Source organism: Streptomyces sp. GQFP (assembly GCF_021545335.1).
Lineage (GTDB): Bacteria > Actinomycetota > Actinomycetes > Streptomycetales > Streptomycetaceae > Streptomyces.
On the sequence record NZ_CP089312.1, the window covers coordinates 6,666,576 to 6,691,806 of the forward strand.

Consider the following 25,231-nt stretch of genomic DNA (forward strand, 5'->3'; position numbering starts at 1 on the left):
TCTCCTAACTGCTGGCGCGCAGCCGGCGCGAGATGACGTAGTTGACGATCCCGATGACGATGAGGATCAGGAACATCGTCCAGGCGATGGCGGAGGCCCGGCCGAGGTGCTGGTTGACCCAGCCCTGCTCGTACAGATACAGGCCGAGGGTCTGGAACTGATGCTGGGAGCCGCCGGACGCGCCCTTGTTCGCGTCGAACAGCAGGGGCTCGCCGAAGAGTTGGGAGGCGCCGATGGTCGAGACGACCACCGTGAACAGGATCGTCGGCCGCAGCGACGGCAGCGTGACGTGGAAGAACTGCTGCCAGCGGTTGGCCCCGTCGAGCGCCGCCGACTCGTACAGGTCCTGCGGGATCGCCTGCATCGCCGCCAGGTAGATCAGCGCGTTGTAGCCGGTCCAGCGCCAGATGACGATCGTCGAGACCGCGATCTGGGAGGGCCACTTGTCGTTCTGCCAGTCGATGTTGTCGATGCCGACCAGGTTCAGCGCCCAGTTGATCATCCCGTAGTCACGGCCGAAGAGCAGCACGAAGACGAGCGAGGCGGCGGCGATCGACGTCGCGTACGGGGCGAGCATCGCGACCCGGTAGAAGGTTGAAGCACGCAACTTGTAGTTGAGGATGTGCGCGAGGCCCATCGCCATCATCAGCTGCGGGACCGTCGAGATGATCCCGATGGTCAGCGTGTTCTTCGCCGCGTTCCAGAAGAAGTCGTCGTCGAAGATCCGCGTGTAGTTGCGCAGCCCCACCCACGACATGTCGGTCGGCGCGGTCAGTTCCACCGTGTGCAGCGAGGCCCAGCCGGTGTAGATCAGCGGGAACAGGCCGAACGCGAGGAACAGCAGGAAGAACGGCGAGACGAACGCGTACGGGCTCCAGCGCATGTCCCGCTGCCAGCGGCGGGACAGCCGGGCCCGGCGGCGCTCGGCCGCGGGCTCCGCGGGCGGGCGGGCCGGGGCCGCGCCCCCCTCCGTGGCGGGGGGCGCGGCGGCGGTGTCGTGCCCAGTGGTCATACGGGTCACTGGTCCAGGTTGTTGTCGATGGTCTTGGTGGCCGTGTCCCAGGCTTCCTTGGCGGACTTGCCCTGGGTGACCAGGATGACGCCGTTGTCGGTCAGGCCCTGCTGGATGATCTGGTCCTTCGGGCCGATCGTCTGGACCGGGATGTTCTCCGCGGCCTCGGCGAAGATCGTGCCGATCGGTGCGTCACCGGTCATGTCGTTGACCGCGTCCTTCACCTCGGTCGACTCGTACGCCGCCGGGGTGCTCGGGAAGCTGCCCTGGACGCCGAACAGCTTGGCCTGCTGCGCGGGTGCGGTCAGCCAGGCGGCCAGCTTCGCCGCCTCCTCGGTGTTCTTGCCGGACTTGGGCACGCTCAGGAACGAGCCGCCCCAGTTGCCGGACTTGGGGGCCTGGGCGATGTCCCACTTGCCGGCCGCGTCGGGCTGCGACTTGCCCTTGATGTAGCCGAGCATCCACGGCGGGCAGGACATCGCGGCGAACTTGCTGTTGGCGATGGTGGTGTCCCAGGCGGGCTGGAACTGGGTCTGGTTGCCGATGAGTCCGTCCTCGGCGGCCTGCGCGGTGAGGTCGAAGGCAGACTTCACGGCCGGGTTCGTCTTGTAGATGACATCGCCGGCCTCGTTGTAGAACCGGTCCTTCTCACTGCTCAGGATCGACTGGAGCAGACCGCCGGGGGAGTCCAGGAAGGTGGTGTCCTTGGGCGCCTTGGCCTTGTACTGCTTGCCGACGTCCACGAACTTGTCCCAGCTGCCCGCCCACAGCTTGCCGACCTCCTCGCGGTCGGTCGGCAGCCCGGCCGCCTTGAACAGGTCCGTGCGGTAGCAGATGGCCATCGGTCCGATGTCGGTGCCGACCGCGATCGTCTGGCCGCCGCTGGTGGTGGCCTGCGCCCACTTCCACTCCAGGTAGTCGCTCTTCTTGCCGTACGTCGACAGGTCGAGCAGCTTGTCCGACTGGGTCTTGACGATCTCGGCGATGTTGCCGACCTCGATCATCTGGATGTCCTGCAGACCGCTGCCGGTGGTGAGGTGGTTGATCAGCGCGGGGTAGTAGTTCTCGTTGCGCTCTACGACCGTCTGCTGGATGTCGATGTCCGGGTGGAGCTTCTCGTACTCCTTGTACAGACTGGACTCCTCGAAGCCGGCGGTGCCGAAGAGCCCGAGGGTGATCTTGGTCTTGCCGCCGCCGCCACCTTCCGACGACGAACCGCCGGTGTCGTCGCCGCCGTCGTCGGCACAGCCGGCCAGCAGCCCGGCGCCCAGCGATGCTACGGCCGCGAGGACGACCGCCCTGTTGCGGGCGGATCGGGTACGTGCTCGCATTGCGTCCTCCTGTTGCCCTGACGTGCCGACCCCCCGGCCAACTGCATTGTTGGGCCCGTTAGTTCGTCTTGAATCGCGTCGCTGCGGCTCGGGCGGGGAACGTGCGGGATGTGTATGTGTCAGGTACCGTGGGAGCGCTCCCATCGGTGATGTGTTGAAGGTTCGTCGGTCCGGGCGGGGGTGTCAAGGGCGATGACGGGAGGAGCTGTCTTCGGTTATCGGCCTGTTAACTAACTCGGCGGACCGGTGCGGAGGGGACGCGGACCGGTGAAGATCGGCCATCACGGCAGTCGGCGCGGGAACCGGGCCGGGCCGGTACGGAGGGCGGTTCGGCGACTCCTGTCGCCGCTCTGCCGCCGGGGCGGTCGGACCTCCCCGGTGGTGACAGGCGCCCCCAGGCAGGACTGTTAGATTCCAGGCCAGGGCGATGACAGGGGAAGGGCGGAGCCAGATGGCAAGCCACGGAGCGCGGGGCCGCAGCGGTGGCCGGCCGACCCTGGAAGAGGTCGCCGCGCGCGCCGGAGTGGGCCGTGGCACGGTCTCCCGGGTGATCAACGGCTCACCGAGGGTCAGTGACGCGACCCGCGCGGCGGTCGAGGCGGCGGTCGCGGAACTCGGCTACGTCCCGAACACGGCGGCCCGCGCCCTCGCGGCGAACCGTACGGACGCGATCGCGCTGGTGGTGCCCGAGCCGGAAACGCGTTTCTTCGCGGAGCCGTACTTCTCGGACATGCTGCGTGGCGTCGGGGGCGCGATCTCGGACACGGAGATGCAACTCCTGCTGATCTTCGCGGGCAGCGACAGGGAGCGTCAGCGCCTGGCCCAGTACCTGGCCGCCCACCGCGTGGACGGCGTGCTCCTGGTCTCGGTCCACGCGGACGACCCGCTCCCGGACCTGCTGGCCCAGCTGGAGATCCCGGCGGTGATCAGCGGCCCGAGGTCGGCAGCGGAAACCCTCACTTCAGTGGACTCGGACAACTACGGAGGCGGCCGCCAGGCAGTCGAACACCTCCTCTCCCGAGGCCGCCGCAAGATAGCCCACATCACGGGCCGTCTGGACGTGTACGGCGCCCAGCGCCGCGTCGACGGCTACCGCGAGGCCCTGGAGGCCGCGGGCCACCAGGTCGACGAGGCCCTGATCGAACCGGGCGACTTCACGGAGGAGGGCGGCCGCCGCGCGATGACCAGCCTCCTGGCCCGCTGCCCCGACCTGGACGCGGTCTTCGCGGGCTCGGACGTGACAGCGGCCGGCGCCCGCCAGGTCCTGCGCGAACAGGGCCGCCGTATACCCGACGACGTGGCCCTGGTCGGCTACGACGACTCGGCCATAGCCCGCCACATGGACCCGCCCCTGACGAGCGTCCGCCAGCCGATCGTGGAAATGGGCCGGGCGATGATCGACCTCCTCCTGGAGGAGGTCGCGGACCGCCGCCCGACGGCATCCCGGGTACTGGAACGCCGCCGGGTCGTGCTTCCTACGGAGCTGATGACCCGTACGTCGTCCTGAGGGGCCGACGGGCAGGGAGCGTACGGGAGTTCACGGACGCTTGGCGGCGGGCAGTGACAGCCGCCATCTGATCTCGCCGTCCTGTTCTTCCTCTGTCGGGAACAGGCCCGCCGCCGACGCGTGATGGCCGGGGTGGATGTGCGCGACGACCGTACGGACGGTCGGCGATCGTCGCCCCAGCCAGGTCACCAGCTCCCGCGCCGCCTCCGAGGCGAGCCCGCGCCCCTGCCAGGGCGTGCCCACGACCCAGGCGATCTCCGCGACCCCCCGGTCCTCGGTGACCGTGACCTGGACGGTGCCCGTGAGGCAGCCGTCCGCGCGCAGCCGCCATCTCCTCGGCGTGCGCGACGGCGAGGGGGAGCAGGTCCAGGCGGGCGGTGCGGAGGGTCGGTGTTCCCATGACGTTCCCAAGGGGCTGGACATGACCAAGGGCTGACCTGTTTTCACAGGTCAGCCCTTGATCAATTCAGGGTGAGTGACGGGACTTGAACCCGCGGCATCCTGGACCACAACCAGGTGCTCTACCAGCTGAGCTACACCCACCATGACCGGGTGAGGAGTTCCGAGTGGTCTTCCTGACCGGCCGAGAAAAAGTGTACAGGGTCAGAAGGGGTGCTCGCGCCCGGCTTTCCCGGGGCTGCGGCAAGGGCTGTCGTACGGGCTGTTGCGGAGGCTGTCGTACGGGTTACTGCGCCGCCGGCAGCGCGTGCTTGGCCGCGATCGTGCGGGCCGTGTCCGAGTCCGGGCCGGGCTGCGGTACGAAGATCGCCTCGCGGTAGTAGCGCAGCTCGACGATCGACTCGCGGATGTCGGCGAGGGCGCGGTGGTTGCCGTTCTTGGGCGGGCTGTTGAAGTACGCCCTCGGGTACCAGCGCCGGGCCAGCTCCTTCACCGAACTGACGTCCACGATCCGGTAGTGGAGGTAGGCCTCCAGGGTGCTCATGTCGCGGAGCAGGAAGCCGCGGTCCGTGCCGACCGAGTTGCCGCACAGCGGGGCCTTGCCCGGCTCCTTGACGTGCTCGCGGATATACGCCAGGACCTGTGCCTCGGCGTCCGCCAGCGTCGTGCCGCCGGCCAGCTCGTCGAGGAGTCCGGACGCGGTGTGCATCTGGCGCACCACCTCCGGCATCGTCTCCAGCGCCGAGTCGGGCGGACGGATGACGATGTCCACCCCCTCGCCGAGTACGTTCAGCTCGGAGTCGGTGACCAGTGCGGCCACCTCGATGAGCGCGTCGTCGGACAACGAGAGACCGGTCATCTCGCAGTCGATCCACACCATGCGATCGTTCATGCGTCTCACCTTACGGGGAGGTGACGCGGGGTGAACCCCGCGGGGCAAGGGGTTCGCCCCCGCCGCCCCTACCCGTCCCATCCCTGGGGGCTGCGCCCCCAGACCCCCGCATCGGGCTGAACGGCCTCGTCCTCAAACGCCGGACGGGCTGAATACCCAAGCGCCGGCCGGCACCATCCAGCCCGTCCGGCGTTTGAGGACGAGCGCGTTCAGCGCGACAAAGGGGGGTCTGGGGGCGCAGCCCCCAGGGATGGGAACGGGTAAGGGCGGCGGGGGCGAGAAGGGCCGGGGTAGATAACCCCGGCCCACCCCACATTCACACGTCACGCACCCTTACGCACCACTCCGCTGCCCCGGCAGACTCGCCCGGCTTCCGACATACGGATCCCGCGCATGCTCCGCCGACAGGCCGACCGCGCTGGCCGCAGCCGCCGTACGCCGTGCCTGGATCGGGACCGGGCTCTCCGAGTGCGGGACGCGGTCGTGGCCGTGACCCGGGCCGTGCCCGTGTCCCTGGCCGGCCGTGGTCGGCGTACCCATGCCGCCGCCGGGGCCACCCACCGCACCGTCCGGATCCTGCACCCGCTCACCCTGCGGCCTGCGCGCCCGGTACGCCGCGCGGTACGCGGCCGGGGACGAGCCCAGCTGGCGGCGGAAGTGCCCGCGCAGAGCCACCGGCGAACGGAAGCCGCAGCGGCCCGCGACCTCGTCCACCGAGTAGTCCGACGTCTCCAGCAGGCGCTGCGCCTGGAGCACGCGTTGCGTGATCAGCCACTGCAGCGGCGCGCTGCCCGTGAGCGAGCGGAACCGGCGGTCGAACGTACGACGGCTCATGTACGCCCGCGCCGCCAGCGTCTCCACGTCGAACTGTTCGTGGAGGTGCTCCAGCGCCCAGGCGACGACCTCGGCGAGCGGGTCGGCGCCGATCTCCTCTGGTAAAGACCGATCGAGGTAGCGCTCCTGGCCGCCCGATCGGCGCGGGGGGACCACCAGTCGGCGGGCCAGTGCGCCGGCCGCCTCGTTGCCGTGGTCCGTCCGCACGATGTGCAGGCACAGGTCGATGCCCGCCGCCGTGCCGGCGCTCGTCAGCACGTCGCCGTCGTCCACGAAGAGTTCCCGTGGATCGACGTGCACGGACGGGTAGCGCTTCGCCAGCGTCGGCGCGTACATCCAGTGTGTCGTCGCCGGGCGGCCGTCCAGCAGGCCCGCCGCCGCGAGGACGAACGCGCCTGTGCACAGGCCCACGATCCGCGCACCCTCTTCGTGCGCCCGGCGCAGTGCGTCGAGCGCCTCCTCCGGTGGCGGCGCGGTGATCGAACGCCAGGCGGGCACGACGACCGTGCCTGCTCGTGCGATCGCCTCCAGGCCGTTCGGCGCGGTCAGTTCAAGCCCGCCGGTCGTCCGCAGCGGGCCCTCTTCTCCGGCGCACACCAGCAGTCGGTAGCGCGGCACTCCGGCATCCTGGCGGTCGATCCCGAACACCGAAAGTGGTATGGAACTCTCGAAGATGGGGCCGCCGCTGAACAGCAGCACCGCGACGATCTCCTTGCGGCGTCGCCCGGAAAGTTTCCGGGCCGCGGCTTCCGGCGCGGCAGTGGAGTCGTGGCTCATACTGCTAAGCCCCCCTCGGTGGTCGCGGCTCCTCGGTTGTGTCGCTCCTGCACGTTTCCCCTCGGTCCTGCACGAGTCCCCCGCCGTAGACAGTCAAGATCGAATCTACTGTGTCGCATGATGCCGAGGTGACCAGTTCGGTACCCGGCAGATTGTCGACTTGGCAACTTGGCGTAAAGCATTCGATCACGAAGCGTTGCACTCGTGGGCCGTGCAGGGAAGTGCGCCTCGTCGTAGTGGCCAATCCGCGTAGGGTGCGCGGGCCCGTCTGGACCCTTTCAGTGCAGGTGGAACAGGGGTTTGGGGGTTGTTCGGCCAAGGGATGTACGGTGGCCGGAAGTTGGCTGAAAAGCATCGGGCGCGTGCGCGAAAACAGGTCAGTCGACCGGTGTAGTTCCGCCGGAGTGGCGGCCGCCGCGCGGGGTACCCGAATGGGTTCGGCTGTGCCGCCCCCGATGCGCGGCGCTCTCCTCCGCCGGCGTCCGGGCCGCACAGCGCTCGGACTGCCGCAGCAGCACCCGGCACACCCCTGTCACGGCCGCCAGCCCCAGCGCCGTACCGGCCGCGCCGCCCAGCGAGGTGCCGTAGAGGACGAGCACCACGGGGACCAGGACGCAGCTGAAGGCGGCCCAGCGGACGAGGTCGCTCGCGGATTCCTGCGTCGGTGAGGTCATGACTGCTCCCTGTGACGGTGGGTCACCGGGTTCAACGCTTGTTCGAGCGGTCAGTCACTGGTCGGTCAGCAGTAGGTCACTGGTCGATCGTGTCCGGAAGACGTGTGCGGACGTGATCGACGTAGGCGAGATGTACGCGAACCCTGTGGAAACAGCCTGTACGGGGCAGCAACCATTGCGTTGCGGGCACCCCCTCGTGCATGCTCCCTGGAACCCCGACCGGGGCCTGTGCGGGCTATGGGCTAAGGAGGCGTGCCGCCGTACCCTTGGGGGTATGGGGTTGGGAAGATGATTCCCGGACACAGCTCCGCCGCACTCTGTCGTCCCATATCACGTCGTCCCATCACGAGGATCAAAACGCCGAGATACCCATGGCCGGTCACGAATTCCTGGATCCCGCGGACCGCAAGCGCCCCGTCGCCGACCCCACGGCGGCCGAGCCCTTGGCGGCGGAAGAATCACGTCAGTCCTGCGACCCCGCGTTCAAGCACGGTGTCGTCGTCGGTTTCGACGGCTCGACGTCGAGTGAGCGCGCCCTCGCGTACTCCATCGGTATGGCCCACCGCTCCGGTTCGGGCCTGATCATCGTGCATGTCGCCAACCGGCTGCCCACCACGGTGTGGGCCGGCTGCGAGCCACCCGTCTTCGTCGACGTCCCGGACCACCGGACCGAGGTCCTCGGGCTCGAACTGGCCTGCGCGGACTATCTGGCCGAAGTGCCCTGGATCCTGGTCGAGCGCGGCGGCGACATCTGCCACGAACTCGAAGAGGTGGGGCGGGAGTACGAGGCCGACGCGATCGTCGTCGGCTCGACCCACGGCATCGTCGGCCGCATCTTCGGGTCGGTGGCGGGGCGGTTGGCCAAGCGGGCCCAGCGCCCGGTCGTCGTCATCCCGTGACCCCCTGTCCGTAACTCCACGTTCTCCCAGGTGAGATGGGCAAATCTACTCGTGCGTAGATGTGTTCGTGCGCTTGTGAAGGGCATATACCGGTCACCGTGCGAGCTGGTCCTTCCAGGACGTGCTGCGGCCGGGGTGTGACGGCCACCGGTTTGCTGCGCAGGCTGGGGGTTTGGGCGGCCCCCGGCTATATGGCGAACCCCCCGTGGTTGGTGGCAACACGGGGGGTTCGTTTCTTGTTCGTTGGCCTCTGCCGGCCGGTGGGGGTTGCTCGCGCAGTTCCCCGCGCCCCTAAAAGCAGGTTCCTCGCGCCCCTGGAAACGAGCTCCCCGCGCGGCCCGCAGCCAAAAACAGGCGTCTTACTCCACCGTTACCGACTTCGCGAGGTTCCTCGGCTTGTCGATGTCTCGGCCGAGGGCCAAGGCCGTGTGGTACGCCAGGAGTTGGAGGGGGATGCCCATCAGGATGGGGTCCAACTCGTCCTCGTTCTTCGGGACGACGATCGTCTGGTCGGCCTTTTCCTGGTGCTGGTGGGCCACCGCGAGGATGGGACCGCTGCGGGCCTTGATCTCCTCCAGGGCGGCGCGGTTCTTCTCCAGGAGGTCGTCGTTCGGGACGATCGCGACCGTGGGGAGAGCGGGCTCGATGAGGGCCAGCGGGCCGTGCTTCAACTCCGAGGCGGGGTAGGCCTCGGCGTGGATGTACGAGACCTCCTTGAGCTTCAGGGAGGCTTCGCGGGCCACCGGATAGCCCCGTACGCGGCCGATGAAGAGCATCGAGCGGGCCTCGGCGTACTGTTCGGCCAGCTTCTTGATCTCGTCCTCCTGGTCGAGGATCTCGGAGATCTGCGCGGGCAGTTTGCGCAGGCCCTCGATGATCCGCTTGCCGTCGCGGACCGAGAGGTCGCGGGTGCGGCCGAGGTGGAGGGCCAACAGGGCGAAGGCGACCGTCGTGTTCGTGAAGCACTTCGTCGAGACGACGCAGACCTCGGGGCCCGCGTGCACGTACATGCCGCCGTCCGCCTCGCGGGCGATCGCCGAACCGACCACGTTCACGATGCCCAGCACCCGCGCGCCCTTGCGCTTCAACTCCTGTACGGCGGCCAGCACGTCGTACGTCTCGCCGGACTGGGAGACGGCGACGTACAGGGTGTCGGGATCCACGACCGCGTTGCGGTACCGGAATTCGGAGGCCGGCTCGGCGTCGGCGGGGATGCGGGCCAGCTCCTCGATCATCTGGGCGCCGATCATGCCCGCGTGGTACGAGGTGCCGCAGCCGAGGATCTTCACGCGGCGGATCTGGCGCGCCTCGCGGGCGTCCAGGTTCAGGCCGCCGAGGTGGACGGTGGAGAAGCGGTCGTCGATCCGGCCGCGCAGGACGCGGTCCACGGCGTCGGCCTGCTCGTGGATCTCCTTGTGCATGTAGGTGTCGTGGCCGCCCATGTCGTACGAGGCGGCCTCCCACTCCACGGTCGTCGGCTCGGCCGTGGTGCTGGTGCCCTCGGTCGTGTACGTGCGGAAGTCGTCGGCCTTGAGGGTGGCCATCTCGCCGTCGTCCAACGTCACTATCTGCCGCGTGTGGGTGACCAGCGCGGCGATGTCCGAGGCGACGAACATCTCCTTCTCACCGATGCCCAGGACGACCGGCGAGCCGTTGCGGGCGACGACGATCCGGTCGCTGAAGTCGGCGTGCATGACGGCGATGCCGTACGTGCCCTCGACGATCCGGAGGGCCTGGCGGACCTTCTCCTCCAGGGTCTCCGCCTGGGAGCGGGCGATGAGGTGGGTGAGGACCTCGGTGTCCGTCTCCGAGAGGAACTCGACGCCGTCCGCTTCGAGCTTCTTGCGCAGGTCGGAGGCGTTGTCGATGATCCCGTTGTGGACGACGGCGACCTTGTTGTCGGCCGACATGTGCGGGTGCGCGTTGTGGTCGGAGGGGGCGCCGTGCGTGGCCCAGCGGGTGTGGGCGATGCCGGTGGTGCCGGCGAAGCGCTTGGGGACCTTGGCCTCCAGGTCCCGGACCCGGCCCTTGGCCTTGACCATCTTCAGGCCCGCCGCCTTCGGCGAGGTCACGACGATGCCCGCCGAGTCGTAGCCGCGGTACTCCAGGCGCTGAAGGCCTTCGAGGAGCAGCGGCGCCACGTCACGCCTGCCGATGTATCCGACAATTCCGCACATATATAGGTACCTGGTCCCTAGCCGTAGACGATGCGGCGCAGCTGGCGGAGCGTCAGCTCCGGTGGTGCCACCGCGCGGTATTTCAGGTCCGCCTCGATCCGGTCGAAGATCGTCGCGTTCACCAGGCCCTGGCCCTGGAGTTCGCGGTGGCGGCGACGGACATAATCCTCGGTCGTCTCGTCGAAGTAGGCGAGAACGTCCTGAATCACCCGTAGCGACTCACCCCGTGAGAGGGGTGTGGTACGCATCAGATGATCAACGAGTTCGTCGTGCACCCGACGATCCTGAGGTAAAGCGCTGGCAATCGCAAGAATCCTGCCCGATTTCGGGCAACGGTCTGTTGAAACTCTTATGGGACCCTGTTCGGGGCCTGTTCATCCTGTGTCCTGCGTATCGATGGCTGCCCAGAGCACCTTTTTCAGCCATGGACACTCCTCGTATGGGCGTACCGGAGCAGCTCGCCGCGCGCATGAGCATGGCCGAGCAGCACGAGTACCTTCGCGCCAAGTTCTCGCGGCGCACGATGATCAGAAGCGGCGCCGTCACCGTGGGCGCCGTCGCAGGCGGTGCGTTCGTGCCGGGCGCGGCCCAGGCCGCGACGCGGACCACCGCATCGACCCAGACGTACCAGCAGACCGAGAAGGTCGACGGCGCGCTCGTCGCCCCCTTCGGCCGTCACCTCGCCTGGGGCAACGACCCCCGTACGGAGATCACCGTCTCCTGGCAGGTCCCGGTCGCGGTGAAGAAGCCCTTCATCCGGATCGGCGCCACTCCTTGGGACCTCTCCCGCAAGATCGAGGCCGAGGTGCGGACGCTGTACACCCCGGCGGGTGTCGGCGCCAGCGGCGACCACACCCAGTACTACCTGCACGCCAAGCTGAGCCACCTGCGCCCGGGCAGGACGTACTACTACGGCGTCGGCCACGCGGGCTTCGACCCGGCCGAGGCACACCTGCTGGGCACGCTCGGCACCTTCACCACCGCGCCCGCGCACAAGGAGCCGTTCACCTTCACGGCCTTCGGCGACGAGGGCGTCGGCTACCACGGCCTCGCCAACAACAGCCTGCTGCTCGGCCAGAACCCGGCCTTCCACCTGCACGCGGGTGACATCGCGTACGCCGACCCGTCCGGCGCGGGCAAGACCGCCGACACCGGGTTCGACTCGCGCGTGTGGGACCAGTTCCTCGCGCAGACCGAGTCGGTCGCCAAGTCCGTGCCGTGGATGCCGGCCTACGGCAACCACGACATGGAGGCCTGGTACTCGCCCAACGGCTACGGCGGCGAGGACGCCCGCTGGAACCTCCCCGACAACGGCCCGGACCCCGAGAACCTCCCGGGCGTGTACTCCTTCGTCTACGGCAACACGGCGGTCATCTCGCTGGACGCCAACGACATCTCCTTCGAGATCCCGGCCAACCTGGGGATCTCCGGCGGTACGCAGACCACATGGCTGGAGGGGCAGCTCAAGAAGTTCCGTGCCTCGAAGGACGTCGACTTCGTCGTGATCTTCTTCCACCACTGCGCCTACTGCACCTCCACCGCGCACGCCTCGGAGGGGGGCGTGCGCCAGGAGTGGGTGCCGCTGTTCGAGAAGTACACGGTCGACCTGGTCATCAACGGCCACAACCACCAGTACGAGCGCACCGACGTCATCAAGGCGGGCAAGGTCACCAAGAAGCTCCCGATCGGCGGGACTTCGTACCCGGAGACCGACGGTGTCGTCTACGTGACGGCGGGCGCGGCGGGCCGCAGCCTGTACGCGTTCACCGCCCCGCAGTCCTACGAGGGCCACGAGAACGAGGTCGACTCGGTCGCCTCCTTCATCAACACCAAGGACGGCAAGGTCAACGAGACGGTCACCTGGTCGCGCGTGCGCTACCTCGACTACTCGTTCCTGCGCGTCGACGTCACCCCGGCCTCCCGGGGCCGCCTCGCCACACTGACGGTGCGCGGTATCGCGGAGACGGGCGAGGAGGTCGACCGCTTCACGGTCGCCCGCCGCGTACGCTGAGCGTGCGCGTATGCCCCGAAGGCAGGGCGTACGAGTGAGCAGTGAGTAGTGAATGGCTGGTCCAACAGGCGGTTCTCCGGCGCGAGTTGCTACATGCGCCTGAGGACCGCCTGTTTGGCGAGGGCGAACTCCTCGTCCGTGAGTACGCCCGTCTGGTGCAGCTCACCGAGTTCGCGCAGGCGGCGCAGCTGGGCGTCGTGGTCGTGTTCGGCGGGTGGTGTGTTGTCGGACGGTGGCGCGGCAAGTTCCTTCGGCGGTACGTCCGTTGCGGGCGCCGTCGGATGCGGCAGCCGGGCCTGGACGGCCGCCGCGACCAGTGCCATCAGCGGGTCCTTCTTGAACCCCCACAGCTCGACGGAGTTGGGGTCGTACTTCGGCGGGGCCTTGGTCGGCGCGTGTCGTACGCTGAAGCGCAGATAGCCGTTCTCCAGGCCCACCGCCGGATGCCACTCCACGGCCACGATGTCGGCGACGGTGAGGGAACGGGGGCCGGCGGCGGCCTTCGCGTCCTCCGTCTTCCAGTTCCACTCCAGCCGGACGTGCTCACCGTCGAAGGCCGCGGTGCCGTCCCCGGCCGACACGGACAGCGGTACGGCGGGTCCGGGCAGCAGATAGCGGTCGACGGCGCCGGAGGGCACCTCGTCGAGCAGCAGCGCGTTGCGGACCTCGTCCACGAAGTACTCGGCGACGCCGTACCGGTCGGACTCGACGTTCAGCAGATACGGGTCGTTGGGCTCCGCCAGCTTGCCGCCGGTCGCCTGGAGCAGTGGGTCGGCGCCGTCGCGCAGCCGGAGCCTCAACCGCCCCGACTTTCTGCCCTGTTCGAAGGAGACACCGGCCAACGAGTGGAGGGGGACGGCGAGTTCGCCCAGGGTCTTGCGGAGCAGGCTGACGTTCTTGTCACGTCCAGGGGTGAGCCGGAGGGCGTCGCCGTCGAAGACCCACGTGCCGTCCTTCTGGATGATTTCCGCCATGACGGCAATTGTTCCACTGGGATTGCTCCGCGATACGTACGACGACGGGCACCTCGGAGGACCGTACTCCGAGGTGCCCGTCTGTATGGGGGCGGGTGTCGCGGTGTCGCTACCGCTACAGGCCCGCGATGGGGTTCTTCAGGTTGCCGACGAGCTGGAGCGCGCCGGCCGGGTCCGCGAGGTCCACCATCTGCTTGTTGTTGCGGAGTTGGAGGCGGTTGAGGCAGGACAGCGAGAACTCGGGCGCGAACATGTCGTACTGCTTGAACTTGTCGGCGAGTTCGGGGGTGGCCTCCTGGTAGTCGCGGACCGTGTCGGCGACCGTCCGCCAGAAGTCGTCCTCCTCCAGGACCCCTTCGGTGGCGAGGTTCGCGGCCAGGAAGCGGAAGAAGCAGTCGAAGACGTCCGTGAAGATGGACAGGAGCTTCTTCTCCTCCGGGACGTCCACGCGCAGCCGCTCGACCGTCGGCGGCAGTACCGCGTCCGGGTCCATGACGGCGATCTCCTCGGCGATGTCCTTGTAGATCGCGCGCTGCACGGTGCCGTCCTTGAGGACGAGGATGACGTTCTCGCCGTGCGGCATGTAGACGAGGTCGTAGGCGTAGAAGCTGTGCAGGAGCGGGGTGAAGTAGGCGCGCAGATAGCCGCGCAGCCACTCCTTCGGGCTCAGGCCCGACTGCTCGATGAGCGCGGAGGCGAAGGAGCGCCCCTCGTGGTCGACATGGACGAGGGAGGCCATCGTCGCCAGCGATTCGCCCTCGTCGAGGGACGACACCGGGCTCTCGCGCCACAGCGCGGCCAGCATTTTGCGGTACGGGGAGTAGCGGTCGGTGGCGGCCTCGTACTCCAGGTGGCGGTAGCCGACGGCCGCGCGCTCGCGGATGATCGACAGGCCCGTCGACTTCAACACCGGGTCGTTGTCGATGAGTTGGGCCAGCCAGTCGTTGATGGCCGGGGTCGCCTCCATGTACGCGGCCGAAAGTCCGCGCATGAAGCCCATGTTGAGGACCGAGAGAGCCGTTTTGACGTAGTGCTTCTCGGGGTTGGACTTGTTGAAGAAGGTCCGGATGGACTGCTGGGCGAGATACTCGTCGTCGCCCTCGCCCAGGCAGACCAGGCTCTTCTGGGCGACCTCGGCGGCGAAGGTGACGGTGAGCTTGTTCCACCACTGCCAGGGGTGCACCGGGATGAACAGGTACTCGGTGGGGTCGAGGCCCTGGTCGGACAGTTTCGTACGGAAGCGGACGACCGTCTCCTGCCCCAACTCCTCGCGCAGGAAGGCCTCGTACTCGATACCGACGCCCGCCGTGAACGCGGCGCGCGAGCGGTGCGCGGCCAGCCAGACCAGCCGGACCGGGCTCGCGGTCTCGGGTGCGTACGAGAGGTACTCGTGCACGCCGAAGCCGAGCCGCCCGTTGTTGGCGACGAAGCAGGGGTGGCCCTCGGTCATCCCCGTCTCGATCGCCTGGAAGTCGCTTTTGACGAGTTCGGCGACGGGGATCTGCGGCTTGGTGAGTTTGTAGCAGGTGCCGGAGAGGGTGGAGGAGATCTCCTCCAGATAGACCGGGAGGACCTCGTCGCTCAGGCCGAGTGATTTCTTCAGCTCGATGAAGAAGTCCAGGGCGGAGAGCGGGAGTTCGGCCCCGTCGCGGTGCCGGGTGATGGAGTCGGCGTCGACCTGCCAGTGGTCGAGGGCGTGACGTACGGCGGTGAAGCGGTAGCGGGTCAGGCCGTCGTCGCCGAGTACGGCGTAGCCGGCCCCGTCCGGCTCGGGCGTGATCAGCCGCTCATGGGCGAACTCGGCGAGGGCTTTGCGGATCAGGAGGCGGTTGGCCTGTGCCCAGCGCTCGGGGGACAGGTGCGCCACGGCGTCGGACAGGGTCATATCGCTACTCCTCGGGAAGCCGCTCGTGCGGCCAGGTATTGCGGGCGGGTACAGAAGCTCAAGAGGGCTTTTTTCTCCGGCTTCTGGATCTCGCGTTCGGCGACGAAGCCGACGGCCTCGTTCAGCGCGTGGACGGCCTTGTTGGTCACGTCGGGCTCGACGACGACCCGGCGGGTGCGCGGGTCGGCAAACAGCTCGTCCATCACGGCGGTGATGACGGCCCGGGTGAAGCCGTGCACGGGCGTCTCGGTCGCCGGCACCAGGAAGTGCATGCCGACATCGCCGGGCTGCGGCTCGTACAGACCGACCAGTTCGCGGTGGGCGGGGTCGTACTTCTCCATCAGGAAGGCGGGTACGCCGTCCTGGAGGCCGAGGAGAGCGTGGTGGTGCTCGTCGGCGGCGACCTCCATGTAGGCACGCTCGACGTCCTCCAGTTTGGCGTCCTGCATCATCCAGAAGGCCGCCTTGGGATGCGTGACCCAGGTGTGCAGCAGCTCGGCGTCCTTGAGGGGGTCGAGCGGCCGGAGGGAGAGATTCATTGAGGTCACGGAGGTCGTGGAGGATATGGAGGTCATACGGCGAACTCCTGGAAGGCGATGGTCTTCTCGACCGGGTAGTACTCGCTGCCGAGCAGCTCGCCGATGATGAAGCTGTTGCGGTACGCGCCCATGCCCAGGTCGGGCGAGGTGATCGAGTGGGTGTGGACACCGGCGTTCTGGAGGAAGACCCCGCGTCCGGTCGTGTCGATCGCGTAGTTGCGGCCGATGTCGAAGTTGCCCTGGGTGTCGTAGCGCAGCCGGTCGCGCACCGGCTTCAGGAACTCCGGCTCGGCGTACTTGTAGCCGGTGGCCAGGATCAGGCCCTGGGTGTCCAGGGTGTACTCCTTCTCCTGCTCCTCCTGACGCAGACCGAGCGTGTACGTCCCGCTTCCTCCCTCGCATCCGTTCTCGTAACTCACGCTGTTGAGCGCGGAGTTGGTGAGAAGCCGGGTGGGGACCGGGCCGCCGAGGTTCTTCTGGTAGAGCAGGTCGAAGATCTCGTTGATCAGCTCGCCGTCGATGCCCTTGAACAGGCCCTTCTGGTCCTGGGTGAGCCGGTAACGGGTCCGCTCGGGCAGCGCGCGGAAGTAGTCGATGTACTCCGGGGAGGTCATCTCCAGCGTCAGCTTGGTGTATTCGAGCGGGAAGAACCGCGGCGAGCGCGTCACCCAGTTGAGCCGGTAGCCGTGGACGTCGATCTCGCTGAGGAGGTCGTAGTAGATCTCGGCGGCGGACTGACCACTGCCGACGAGCGTGATCGACTCCTTGGCCTGCAACTCCCGCTTGTTCTGCATGTACTGGGAGTTGTGGATGAAGTCGCCGTCCAGGCCGGCGCAGGCGTCCGGGATGTACGGGGGAGTGCCGGTGCCGAGGACGAGTTTGCGGGCCCGGTAGAGCTCACCGCCGACGGTACGGACGACGTACAGCTCGTCCTCGTCCTGGTAAGTCACCTCGGCGACCGTGGTGTTGAAGCGGACGCTGCGGAGTTTGTTGGCTGCCCAGCGGCAGTAGTCGTCGTACTCGACGCGCAGGGGGTAGAAGTTCTCGCGGATGTAGAACGAGTACAACCGGCCCGATTCCTTCAGGTAGTTGAGGAAGGAGTACGGGGAGGTCGGGTCGGCGAGGGTGACGAGGTCCGACATGAACGGCGTCTGGAGATGGGCGCCTTCGAGGAACATCCCCGAGTGCCACTCGAAGTCGGGCTTCGACTCCAGGAAGAGGCCGTCGAGTTCGTCGATGGGCTCGGTGAGGCAGGCGAGGCCGAGGTTGAAGGGGCCGAGACCGATCCCGATGAAGTCGTAGGTCTTGTTCATTGCTTCGGCTTCAGGAAGCGACGGAAGCGACGCGGTCAACGGATTCTCCCAGGTACTGCTCGGCATGGCCGGCGATCAGATCGAGTACGGCGGTGATGTCGTCCGTCGTGGTCTCGGGGTTGAGCAGGGTGAACTTGAGGTAGTGGCGACCGCCGACCTTCGTCCCCGCGACCACGGCCGCACCGGAGGCGAACAGGGCCTTGCGGGCGTACAGGTTGGCGCGGTCGATCTCCGAGGGGTCGGTGACGGCGGCGGGGATGTAGCGGAAGACGAGGGTGGAGAGGGAGGGCTCGACGACGACGTCGTAGCGCGGGTCGGAGGCCAGGATCTCCCAGCCCTCCTGGGCCAGGTCGCAGACCTCGTCGAAGAGCTGGCCGATGCCGTCGGCGCCCATCACACGGAGGGTCATCCACAGCTTGAGGGCGTCGAAGCGGCGGGTCGTCTGGAGGGACTTGTCGACCTGGTTGGGGATGCGCTCCTGCACCATGCGGCGCGGGTTGAGGTACTCCGCGTGGTAGGTGGCGTGGCGGAGCGTGGCCGAGTCGCGGACCAGCAGGGCGCTCGAACTCACCGGCTGGAAGAAGGACTTGTGGTAGTCGACGGTGACCGAGTCGGCGCGCTCGATGCCGGTGAGGAGGTCGCGGCGCTTGACCGAGGCGAGCAGTCCACAGCCGTACGCGGCGTCGACGTGCATCCAAGTCCCGTACTGGGAGCAGAGTTCGGCGATCTCGGGCAGCGGGTCGATGGAGCCGAAGTCGGTCGTACCGGCGGTGGCGACGACGGCCATGGGGACGAGCCCCGCGCGCTTGCAGCGCTCCAGCTCGTGGGCGAGGGCGACGGTCTGCATCCGCTTGTCGTGGTCGACGGGGATGGAGACGACCGAGTCGGGGCTCAGACCGAGCAGTTTCGCGGACTTCTTCACGCTGAAGTGGCTGACGTCCGAGGCGAAGATGCGCAGTTTGGCGAAGGAGTCGCTCTTCGCCTCCTCGCGGGCGAGCAGCAGCGCCTGGAGGTTGGACTGGCTGCCGCCGCTGGTGAAGATGCCGTCGGCGGCGGGGCCGAGGCCGATGCGCTCGTTCGTCCAGTCGATCAGTTTGCGCTCGATGAGGGTGCCGCCGGCCGACTGGTCCCAGGTGTCCAGGGAGGAGTTGACGGCGGAGAGGATCGCCTCGCCGAGCACCGCCGGTATGACGACCGGGCAGTTGAGGTGGGCGAGGTAGCGCGGGTGGTGGAAGTAGATCGCGTCGCGCAGATAGACCTCTTCGAGCTCGTCGAGGGCTGCGGCCTCGTCGAGAAGGGGTCGGTCCAGGTCGATCCGGTCGATGTGGGGGGCGAGGGCGTCGACCGTGACGCCGGTGAACGGACGGTCCGTGGTGGCGAGTTTGGCCGCCACCCGCTCGACTCCTTCGGTCACGGAGCGGCGGTACCGCTCCGCGGTCGTGTCATTGAGCAGGTGCGAGCGCATCGGGGGAGCCTCCGGGGGGACAGAGAGGGCGGGTGCAGGATCGCCATGTCGAACAGCTCCAACGTGTGGAACTTAGGTTAGCCTAACCTAAGTTGTAACTCCTGTGTGGTCCTGCCCCACCCGTAACAGCTGTGATCTAGGCCTCTGCCGTCATTCGGACTGCTCGCGCAGCTGCTCCTCGCTGAGCCCGCGCCGCCAGTAACCGACGAAGGTGACGGCCCGACGGTCGATGCCACGCTCGCGCACGAGATGTCGGCGCAGCTCCTTCACGACGGACGACTCGCCCGCGATCCAGACGTACGGCCGCTCGGCGGAGGGGAGTTGGGCGCCTCGGATCGCCTCCAGGGCCGTGGGCGCACCTGTGCCTCCGCCCGTACCGCGCACGAGCCAGGTGATCTCGGCGTCGGCGGCCGTCACCAGATCCTGGATGTCCCCGGCGTGCCCGGCCTCCAGCCAGACCTGCGCCCGGGTACCGGCGGGCAGCGATTCGAGGATCGCGGAGGCGGCCGGTACGGCGGTCTCGTCGGCCCAGATGACGACGAGATCGGTCCCGGTCGGCGGCCGGAACCGGATAGCGCGGTTGTCGGCGATCGCCGGCCCGAGCAGCAGGACGCGGTCACCGGCGCCGGCCCGGGAGGCCCAGAGGGAGGCCGGCCCGGCGGGGACGGCGGCGCCCGGTTCGACGCCGTGCAGCACGAAGTCGATGTCGATCTCCGTCGTACGCCCCTGGGCATCGGCACGCAGCGCGCGGAGTGTGTACGAGCGCATCACCGCCCGTACGTCGTCCGGCAGTTCACGCCACCCCTGCCACCATCCGTCCCCCAACTCGACGGGCACGGCGGGGGCGTCCTGCCCCGGGTGCGGAAGGAAGAGGGAGAGGCTCTGGTCGCGCCCCTCCGAGAGGAAGGAAGCCAGATCGTCCCCGCCGAAGGTGACGCGAACGAGAGAGGGCCCGAGCCGCACGGTGCGAACGACTTGGAGGGCGAAGAACCGGAAGGGGGCGGTGACGGTGGTGGTCATTCGGACTCCTGATGTGATGTCAGGGGACGCGATGACGCGCCCCAAAGGGGCGCGGGGAACTGCGCGACCAGCCACGACGGGCCCGCAGTTCCCCACGACCTAACTCACTCACGGCGCGAGTACCGGCGCCCGCTGCTAACTGACCTTCTTCGCGTTCTCGATAGCCTCCGCAAGGCTGGTGAGAAGCGGCGTGCACTTGTCGTAAGACAGAATCGGCTCGGGATTACGAGCGATCACCTGATCCGCCTTCACCGCAGGCAACTGCTTCCACGTGGCCTCGGTGATGTCGGCGGGCTGAATCGCCGACGTCCGGTTGTCCATCATGATGATGTCGGCCTCGTACTTGTCGACGTTCTCCCAGCTCAGGTTCTCGTACCAGCCACCGCTCGCCTTGAGGACATCGGCGGCGGGCTCGACGAAGTTCACGCCGAGGGCCTTGAAGTACTCCAGGTCGGTGGAGAGGTTGGAGCCGGAGACGTAGAAGATGTCCTGCGCGGCGGAACCGGCCAGCACCTTGATGTTCGGCTTGGCCTTGGTGGCCGCGCGCAGCCGGGCGGCGGCGTCCTCGAAGGCCTTCTTCGCGGCGGTCACCTTGGCGGAGGCGGTGTCCGCGCCGAGGGTCTTGGCCAGTTCCAGCATGCGCTGCAGCGGCTGGTCCAGCTGGATGTCGTACACGGAGATGCCGACGGTCGGCGCGCCGACGCCGAGGATCTTCTCCTTGGACTCCTCCGGGACGTACCAGAGGGTGCCCGCGTTGTCGAACATCGTGGTGACGAGGAGGTCCGGGGCCAGGGCCGCGTACTTCTCGATGTTGAACTGGCCCCACTCGTTGCCGAGGACGGTCACCTTGGTGACGTCCAGGTCGCCGGCCTGGACGTCGGCCTTGCCGTCCTTGGTCGTGGTCGGGCCGAACACGCCCTTGACGTCGACGCCGTAGTCGTGGAGCGCGGCGGCGACACCGATGAAGGCGACGATGCTGGAGGGCACCTTGTCGGCCTTGGCGGTCGTGCCGCGGTCGTCCTTGAACGTCCACGGACCGGCGGCGGGAGTCGCGGCGGCCTTCGACGCGTCCGCGTCCGAGCCACCGCTTTTCGCGTCGTCGTCCCCACAGGCGGCGAGGACGGCTCCGAGGCCGAGGGCGCCGCCTGCGGCGAGCATGCCGCGGCGGGAGAAGTGGGTGGCACGGGCGTTGGACATGAGATGGCTGCTTTCGAACAGGGCGGTTTGGCCCGCCGGACAATTCGAAAGGTAGGTTAGCCTAACCTCAGCTGTTGTCCAGAGGGCGGTTCCGGGAAGTGGGATGCCCGGGGTGACGTGTGCCCGTTTCTGTGAACGGCCTGTGGATCGAAGGTGTGCTGTCTGCGTGGGTGCTTATTCAAGCACTGGAGCGATGTCTGTACCGCGAAGGTGAAGGTAGCTCAGATAGCTCAGATAGCTCAGGTGGCTCGGGGGAGGGGTTGCTGAACGGCCGCAAGGCCCGACCCCGGCGGGATCGAGCCTTGCGAGAGCATGTCGAGCGGTCACCGGCAGCGCGGTTTCCAGCCAGGACGACCAGGACTGCGACAGGGAGACCAGGGTCACGACAGGACGACCACGGCTACGACAGGACGACCACGGCTACGACAGGACGACAGTCGCCCCCTTCTGGAAGACCGTGTTGCCGCCGTCGTCGTGCCAGTCGATCTCCACGCCGTCGACGAAGCCCGAACTCACCACGGTGCAGGCCGAGTTGCCGGCGGACACCCCCCGGGCCGGGGAGGCCCCCAGTGAACCGTCGTCGTCGTTCCCGGCGGTGACGAGCAGACCGTCGGCGAAGACCTTGGCGGTGGTGTTCCGCACCTTCAGCCCGGCGTAACCGCCCCCGCCCGTACCGCCGTTGCGGCCGTCACGGGTCAGCCGGCAGCCGCTGAGCTGGAGGATGCCCTTGCTGTCGGTGTTCTGCACGTTGATGCCGTCGTAGCCGTTGCGGTCGGTGGAGCAGCCGCTGAACTGGACGACCCCTTGCCAAGTCCGCAGTACGAAGCCCTCCTTGGCCGACCACTCGGCCCGGCAACTGCTGAACGTCGAGTTGCCGGCCCCCGCGATCCACCAGCCGGAGCCGTTCCCGCCGAGCACGTACACGTCGTGCAGGACGGAGTCCGTGGAGTTGTTGAGCGCGATGCCGTAGGTCCCCGGCCAGAGGACGGAGACCCGGTCGAAGTGCAGACAGAACGGCGCCTGCGGGCCCGTGGGCACGGCCTCGTTGTAGGTGGTGTTGATGCCGTGCCCGGTGACCTTCCGCACCTGTACGTCCCGCAGTTGGAGGTGCTGGACCTGCCCGACGGCCCGGATCCCGTCGACCTCGGCACCACCCACGGGCAACGCGCTGCCATCGATGGTCAGTTGAAGAATCCGCACCTCGACGGACTTGGTGGCGTACCCGCCACGGAGTTGGTCGAGCACCAGCACGACGGCCTCACCCGTGAACCCCGGCAACGGCTTCAGCCCGAACGCGGGGTCGGCCGCGCCCCATTCGTTCTCGCCGCCGCCGTGGGTCCCCTGGAGCGTGACGTACGGCGGTATCTTGACCGGCGCGCTCGTACGGTACTGACCCGCCGGCAGATACACCGTGTTGCCGGGCTCGCAGGCGTCCAGGGCGGCCTGGATGGCGAGGGTGTCGTCGGTGGTGCCGTCACCGGTGGCGCCGTAGCCGCGTACGTCGTGCCACCCGAGGCCGTTGACCTCGGGCGCGTCCCCCTCGGCGGCGGTCGCGGTGGTGGCGGTGGCCGCGCCGATTCCGGTGAGGGCGGCGGTGGTGACACCGACCGCGGCTCCGCCGAGGAACAGTCTGCGGGTGCGGGGCGCGGTGTTCTCCGCGTTGTTCTGCGTGTTTCCCATGTGGTGAATCCCCCTGAAGCTCAATTACGGATGAGTAGGTGTACTCATGCCGAGGCGGCCGTGCGCGGGCCATCGTGAACGCACTGCATCACACGACGCACCACACGTACCGGAGGCCATCATGAGCAACAACCGCCGCACCCTGCTCACCCTGGCCACGGACAACTGGCTCTCCCGCGGCTACCTGGCCGTGGTCGTCGCGGCGACGGGCTTCTTCCTCGTAGACACCTTCTTCGTCTCCCACACCGACGCCTCGATGGCGGGCGCGGTCCCGTGGCTCCTGACGGCCCCGCTGAGCCTCCTGTACACCCTCCTGCCGGAGGGCACCCTGAACGGCACGGGCGACGGGGCGTTCCTGGCGGTCTACCTGGTGGGGATCGGGGTGGCTGCTCTGGCGAACGCGGCCTTCATGGGGTTTGCGCTGCGCAGGATCCGTCCGGCGTCGGCCCGTACCGTCGGCGGTGTCTGACCCCACCACCAGCCGCACCGCCGAAAACCACTCCGCCCGCCCGACCCCCGTACGAGATCATGCCCCCTATGCCCGCCACCTCCCGCCGCCACCTCCTGGCCGCCATAGCGGCCTCCGCTGCCTCAGTCCCCCTCAGCGCCCTGGCCGTCGCCCCCGCACGCGCCGCCGCCGACTCGGCAGCAACCGTCCAGCCCTTCCCGGCCTCGAACGGCCTTGCCGCAGGCGCCCGTTCAGCAGTGACCCTGCCTCCGCTGGACGCCTCCTACTTCGCCCAGCTCACTCTGGGCACCGCCCTCACCGCGACCGTGATCCCAGGGACCCCGGCCCGCACCGAGGTCGCCTCCGGTGGCAAGCGGGTCGCGTTGCTGACGCACGGTGCGCGGACCGTCGTACTGCCGGGCCCGGAGCGGACGTTCGTCGAGAACAAGCGGCCCTTCGTGGACGACTTTCAGCGCACTCTGCCGGATGTGAGCCTGCCGGAGGGTGAGCGGGCGTACTGGGGGACCTCGCCCGGTGGCGGGAGTTGGGCCACGCTCGGGGGCGGCGACGCCGACTACTCGGTAGTGCCCGGGGCCGGGAAGATCGCCCTGACCACGGACGGCGTCAGTCGGCACGCCAGTCTGCGCGACGGTGAGATCACCGACGTCGATGTGCGTGCCGTGGCCTCCTTCGACAAGGTGCCGACGGGGGAGGCGTGTTCGTACGGGGTGACCTTCGGTTACCAGAGCACGCACAGTAATTACCGAGCCCGGCTGTCCTTTCTCACCAACGGGGCCGTGCAGTTCCGTGTCGAGAAGGAAGTCGCCGACGCCGTCACTCAGTTGGGCACATCCCTGACCCTTGCCACAGGAGTCGCCGCAGGTACCCAGTGGACGATTCGCGTGCGCCGCGAGGGGACCGTCATCCGCGCCAAGGCGTGGGCCTCCGCGTCGGACGAGGACGAGCCGGAGGGGTGGGCCTTCGAGGTCAGCGACCCCACCTTCGCCAAGGGGCGGGTCGGGCTGCGCGCGCTGGCCAATACCGGGTGCACCAATCTGCCCGTCACCCTCACCGTCAGCCGCTTCCAGGTCGACGCCGCCAACTGGGCAGTCCCGCCGAGCGTCACCCACGGCGACTGGGTACGCGTACTGCCCCAGCCCTTCGACGGGACCTGGAACGGGGAGGTCGAGAACGTCATACGCGGGTGGGTCGGGTCCACCGCTCCCGACGCGCTCGCCTACGCCGCCATGTTCCTCGGCGGCGCCCCCGCCGTGACCGCCGGTTCCGGGCCCGCCCAGGGCAAGCAGGTGCTGGGCAAGGCCGAGTACGGGTATCTCGATCCCCAGGGTTACCTCTACGAGGGCGCCGACTTCCACGAGTACATGAACCTCGGCTGGACCTTCGACGACGGCGTCTATACCGGGCCGTCCAGCAAGCAGGTCGGCAACCTCGACTGCTCCGGCTACACACGCATGGTCTACGGCTACCACCTGGGCGTTCCGATGGCCGCCGGCGAGGACACCACCGGGCTCCGTATCCCGCGCAAGTCCCGGCACATGGTCGACTACGCCCCCGGCGTACGCATCGACCGCACCGACGGCGTCAACCCGCCCGCCGCCGCGCTCCTCCAGCCCGGCGACCTGGTCCTCTTCAACGCCGACTCCGGCGACGACAACCCGACGGTCACTGTCGACCACGTCGGCATCTACCTGGGCCTCGACGTGGGCGGCAAACGCCGCTTCCTCTCCAGCCGCAAGACCGTCAACGGGCCCACGATGTCCGACCTGGGCGGCGCGTCACTGCTGGACGGGGCGGGGACGTATGCCGCGACGCTGCATACGGTGCATCGGATCTGAGCCGAGCCGGGCTGGGCAGACATAGGGCCGCGCCACCGGCGAACTCCGGTGGCGCGGCCCTATGTCGGCGGGCTCTGGGGTTATGCCTCTTGGAACAGTTCCTCTGTGCTGGCGACTGTGAGGGTCCGGTCGAGCCAGGTGCCGAGGGTGTCCAGGTCGGTGCAGTTGGTGATGCGTTCGCGGGCGGCTTCGGGGACGTCGATGCCGCGGAGTTCGAGGACGCGGAGGATGTCCTCGGAGCGGGCCGTGGCGCGGCCCTTGATGCGGGCTTCCTCAAAGACGGTGTCGTGGCCGGGGAATCGGCTCGCGTGCATGGCCATCAGGTTTCTCCGGTGTGCCGT

Annotated in this window: 22 protein-coding genes and 1 tRNA gene; 5 read left to right on the forward strand and 18 right to left on the reverse strand. The window is 68.3% G+C overall.

The genetic code is table 11. The features are described from left to right. Positions 1-4 precede the first annotated feature (4 nt). Together LUX31_RS30045 and LUX31_RS30050 are read right to left on the reverse strand one after the other, a co-directional pair. The gene (locus LUX31_RS30045) at positions 5-1,012 is read right to left on the reverse strand and encodes a carbohydrate ABC transporter permease (RefSeq protein WP_235478437.1); all 1,008 of its coding nucleotides are present in this window, start codon (positions 1,010-1,012) and stop codon (positions 5-7) included. Between the two features lie 5 nt (positions 1,013-1,017). Further along, the gene (locus LUX31_RS30050) at positions 1,018-2,343 is read right to left on the reverse strand and encodes an ABC transporter substrate-binding protein (RefSeq protein WP_235478438.1); all 1,326 of its coding nucleotides are present in this window, start codon (positions 2,341-2,343) and stop codon (positions 1,018-1,020) included. A 451-nt stretch (positions 2,344-2,794) separates the two neighbouring features. On the opposite strand from LUX31_RS30050, the gene LUX31_RS30055 reads away from it, so the two are divergent. Beyond that, the gene (locus tag LUX31_RS30055; RefSeq protein WP_235478439.1) at positions 2,795-3,850 is read left to right on the forward strand and encodes a LacI family DNA-binding transcriptional regulator; all 1,056 of its coding nucleotides are present in this window, start codon (positions 2,795-2,797) and stop codon (positions 3,848-3,850) included. Positions 3,851-3,880: 30 nt separating this feature from the next. Here the strand turns inward: LUX31_RS30055 and LUX31_RS30060 are convergent, their stop codons facing one another. From LUX31_RS30060 to LUX31_RS30080, 5 genes are all read right to left on the reverse strand, one after another. Further along, positions 3,881-4,273: a GNAT family N-acetyltransferase gene (locus LUX31_RS30060; protein ID WP_235478440.1), complete on the reverse strand. Its 393-nt coding sequence runs from the start codon at positions 4,271-4,273 to the stop codon at positions 3,881-3,883. A 47-nt stretch (positions 4,274-4,320) separates the two neighbouring features. Further along, positions 4,321-4,393: transfer RNA gene (locus tag LUX31_RS30065), tRNA-His, on the reverse strand. 142 nt (positions 4,394-4,535) lie between these two features. Beyond that, positions 4,536-5,141: an oligoribonuclease gene (gene orn / locus LUX31_RS30070; RefSeq protein WP_235478441.1), complete on the reverse strand. Its 606-nt coding sequence runs from the start codon at positions 5,139-5,141 to the stop codon at positions 4,536-4,538. Positions 5,142-5,474: 333 nt separating this feature from the next. Beyond that, complete coding sequence (locus LUX31_RS30075) at positions 5,475-6,752, reverse strand: helix-turn-helix domain-containing protein (RefSeq protein ID WP_235478442.1); 1,278 nt, start codon at positions 6,750-6,752, stop codon at positions 5,475-5,477. 377 nt (positions 6,753-7,129) lie between these two features. Next, positions 7,130-7,426 (reverse strand): hypothetical protein, encoded by a 297-nt coding sequence (locus LUX31_RS30080; protein ID WP_235478443.1) that lies wholly within the window; start codon positions 7,424-7,426, stop codon positions 7,130-7,132. Between the two features lie 371 nt (positions 7,427-7,797). On the opposite strand from LUX31_RS30080, the gene LUX31_RS30085 reads away from it, so the two are divergent. Continuing rightward, positions 7,798-8,325 (forward strand): universal stress protein, encoded by a 528-nt coding sequence (locus tag LUX31_RS30085; RefSeq protein WP_235478444.1) that lies wholly within the window; start codon positions 7,798-7,800, stop codon positions 8,323-8,325. Positions 8,326-8,684: 359 nt separating this feature from the next. Here LUX31_RS30085 and glmS read toward each other — a convergent pair whose 3' ends face one another. Further along, a complete protein-coding gene (gene glmS, locus LUX31_RS30090; protein WP_235478445.1) occupies positions 8,685-10,502 on the reverse strand; it encodes a glutamine--fructose-6-phosphate transaminase (isomerizing) in 1,818 nt (605 codons plus the stop codon). Positions 10,503-10,519: 17 nt separating this feature from the next. Further along, the gene (locus LUX31_RS30095) at positions 10,520-10,777 is read right to left on the reverse strand and encodes a hypothetical protein (RefSeq protein ID WP_235478446.1); all 258 of its coding nucleotides are present in this window, start codon (positions 10,775-10,777) and stop codon (positions 10,520-10,522) included. Between the two features lie 164 nt (positions 10,778-10,941). Between LUX31_RS30095 and LUX31_RS30100 the strand changes: the two genes are divergently transcribed. Next, positions 10,942-12,513: a purple acid phosphatase family protein gene (locus LUX31_RS30100; RefSeq protein WP_235480110.1), complete on the forward strand. Its 1,572-nt coding sequence runs from the start codon at positions 10,942-10,944 to the stop codon at positions 12,511-12,513. A gap of 89 nt (positions 12,514-12,602) precedes the next feature. Here the strand turns inward: LUX31_RS30100 and LUX31_RS30105 are convergent, their stop codons facing one another. The 8 genes from LUX31_RS30105 to LUX31_RS30140 all read right to left on the reverse strand — a co-directional run bounded on the left by LUX31_RS30105 (position 12,603) and on the right by LUX31_RS30140 (position 22,586). Then, positions 12,603-13,487, reverse strand: coding sequence for a DUF4429 domain-containing protein (locus LUX31_RS30105; protein ID WP_235478447.1), 885 nt, complete (start codon positions 13,485-13,487; stop codon positions 12,603-12,605). Between the two features lie 115 nt (positions 13,488-13,602). Continuing rightward, complete coding sequence (locus tag LUX31_RS30110) at positions 13,603-15,372, reverse strand: IucA/IucC family protein (protein WP_235478448.1); 1,770 nt, start codon at positions 15,370-15,372, stop codon at positions 13,603-13,605. Then, a complete protein-coding gene (locus LUX31_RS30115) occupies positions 15,369-15,947 on the reverse strand; it encodes a GNAT family N-acetyltransferase (protein WP_235478449.1) in 579 nt (192 codons plus the stop codon). The genes LUX31_RS30110 and LUX31_RS30115 overlap by 4 nt, the downstream gene beginning before the upstream one ends. Further along, the gene (locus LUX31_RS30120) at positions 15,944-17,224 is read right to left on the reverse strand and encodes a lysine N(6)-hydroxylase/L-ornithine N(5)-oxygenase family protein (protein ID WP_235478450.1); all 1,281 of its coding nucleotides are present in this window, start codon (positions 17,222-17,224) and stop codon (positions 15,944-15,946) included. Before LUX31_RS30120 ends, LUX31_RS30115 begins: the two co-directional genes overlap by 4 nt. A gap of 10 nt (positions 17,225-17,234) precedes the next feature. After that, positions 17,235-18,689 carry a lysine decarboxylase DesA gene (gene desA, locus LUX31_RS30125; RefSeq protein ID WP_235478451.1) on the reverse strand — a complete coding sequence of 485 codons (1,455 nt, stop codon included), beginning with the start codon at positions 18,687-18,689 and terminating at the stop codon, positions 17,235-17,237. Positions 18,690-18,839: 150 nt separating this feature from the next. Next, positions 18,840-19,709 (reverse strand): siderophore-interacting protein, encoded by an 870-nt coding sequence (locus LUX31_RS30130; RefSeq protein ID WP_235478452.1) that lies wholly within the window; start codon positions 19,707-19,709, stop codon positions 18,840-18,842. 135 nt (positions 19,710-19,844) lie between these two features. Then, positions 19,845-20,906, reverse strand: a complete 1,062-nt coding sequence (locus tag LUX31_RS30135; RefSeq protein WP_235478453.1) for an ABC transporter substrate-binding protein — start codon at positions 20,904-20,906, stop codon at positions 19,845-19,847. Positions 20,907-21,326: 420 nt separating this feature from the next. After that, positions 21,327-22,586, reverse strand: coding sequence for a right-handed parallel beta-helix repeat-containing protein (locus tag LUX31_RS30140; protein WP_235478454.1), 1,260 nt, complete (start codon positions 22,584-22,586; stop codon positions 21,327-21,329). A 121-nt stretch (positions 22,587-22,707) separates the two neighbouring features. Between LUX31_RS30140 and LUX31_RS30145 the strand changes: the two genes are divergently transcribed. Next, entirely contained in the window at positions 22,708-23,055 is a 348-nt protein-coding gene (locus LUX31_RS30145) for an SCO4225 family membrane protein (RefSeq protein WP_235478455.1), read from the forward strand. A 68-nt stretch (positions 23,056-23,123) separates the two neighbouring features. Beyond that, positions 23,124-24,890, forward strand: coding sequence for an NlpC/P60 family protein (locus LUX31_RS30150; RefSeq protein WP_235478456.1), 1,767 nt, complete (start codon positions 23,124-23,126; stop codon positions 24,888-24,890). 80 nt (positions 24,891-24,970) lie between these two features. Here LUX31_RS30150 and LUX31_RS30155 read toward each other — a convergent pair whose 3' ends face one another. Beyond that, the gene (locus LUX31_RS30155; RefSeq protein ID WP_235478457.1) at positions 24,971-25,204 is read right to left on the reverse strand and encodes a hypothetical protein; all 234 of its coding nucleotides are present in this window, start codon (positions 25,202-25,204) and stop codon (positions 24,971-24,973) included. Between the last annotated feature and the right edge of the window lie 27 nt (positions 25,205-25,231).

Bases quoted from the DNA above. Each gene is read 5' to 3' on its own strand.
- LUX31_RS30045 (WP_235478437.1), bottom strand. From the start codon at position 1,012: ATGACCACTGGGCACGACACCGCCGCCGCGCCCCCCGCCACGGAGGGG.
- LUX31_RS30050 (WP_235478438.1), bottom strand. From the start codon at position 2,343: ATGCGAGCACGTACCCGATCCGCCCGCAACAGGGCGGTCGTCCTCGCG.
- LUX31_RS30055 (WP_235478439.1), top strand. From the start codon at position 2,795: ATGGCAAGCCACGGAGCGCGGGGCCGCAGCGGTGGCCGGCCGACCCTG.
- LUX31_RS30060 (WP_235478440.1), bottom strand. From the start codon at position 4,273: ATGTCCAGCCCCTTGGGAACGTCATGGGAACACCGACCCTCCGCACCG.
- orn (WP_235478441.1), bottom strand. From the start codon at position 5,141: ATGAACGATCGCATGGTGTGGATCGACTGCGAGATGACCGGTCTCTCG.
- LUX31_RS30075 (WP_235478442.1), bottom strand. From the start codon at position 6,752: ATGAGCCACGACTCCACTGCCGCGCCGGAAGCCGCGGCCCGGAAACTT.
- LUX31_RS30080 (WP_235478443.1), bottom strand. From the start codon at position 7,426: ATGACCTCACCGACGCAGGAATCCGCGAGCGACCTCGTCCGCTGGGCC.
- LUX31_RS30085 (WP_235478444.1), top strand. From the start codon at position 7,798: ATGGCCGGTCACGAATTCCTGGATCCCGCGGACCGCAAGCGCCCCGTC.
- glmS (WP_235478445.1), bottom strand. From the start codon at position 10,502: ATGTGCGGAATTGTCGGATACATCGGCAGGCGTGACGTGGCGCCGCTG.
- LUX31_RS30100 (WP_235480110.1), top strand. From the start codon at position 10,942: ATGGGCGTACCGGAGCAGCTCGCCGCGCGCATGAGCATGGCCGAGCAG.
- LUX31_RS30105 (WP_235478447.1), bottom strand. From the start codon at position 13,487: ATGGCGGAAATCATCCAGAAGGACGGCACGTGGGTCTTCGACGGCGAC.
- LUX31_RS30110 (WP_235478448.1), bottom strand. From the start codon at position 15,372: ATGACCCTGTCCGACGCCGTGGCGCACCTGTCCCCCGAGCGCTGGGCA.
- LUX31_RS30115 (WP_235478449.1), bottom strand. From the start codon at position 15,947: ATGACCTCCATATCCTCCACGACCTCCGTGACCTCAATGAATCTCTCC.
- LUX31_RS30120 (WP_235478450.1), bottom strand. From the start codon at position 17,224: ATGAACAAGACCTACGACTTCATCGGGATCGGTCTCGGCCCCTTCAAC.
- desA (WP_235478451.1), bottom strand. From the start codon at position 18,689: ATGCGCTCGCACCTGCTCAATGACACGACCGCGGAGCGGTACCGCCGC.
- LUX31_RS30130 (WP_235478452.1), bottom strand. From the start codon at position 19,709: ATGACCACCACCGTCACCGCCCCCTTCCGGTTCTTCGCCCTCCAAGTC.
- LUX31_RS30135 (WP_235478453.1), bottom strand. From the start codon at position 20,906: ATGTCCAACGCCCGTGCCACCCACTTCTCCCGCCGCGGCATGCTCGCC.
- LUX31_RS30140 (WP_235478454.1), bottom strand. From the start codon at position 22,586: ATGGGAAACACGCAGAACAACGCGGAGAACACCGCGCCCCGCACCCGC.
- LUX31_RS30145 (WP_235478455.1), top strand. From the start codon at position 22,708: ATGAGCAACAACCGCCGCACCCTGCTCACCCTGGCCACGGACAACTGG.
- LUX31_RS30150 (WP_235478456.1), top strand. From the start codon at position 23,124: ATGCCCGCCACCTCCCGCCGCCACCTCCTGGCCGCCATAGCGGCCTCC.
- LUX31_RS30155 (WP_235478457.1), bottom strand. From the start codon at position 25,204: ATGCACGCGAGCCGATTCCCCGGCCACGACACCGTCTTTGAGGAAGCC.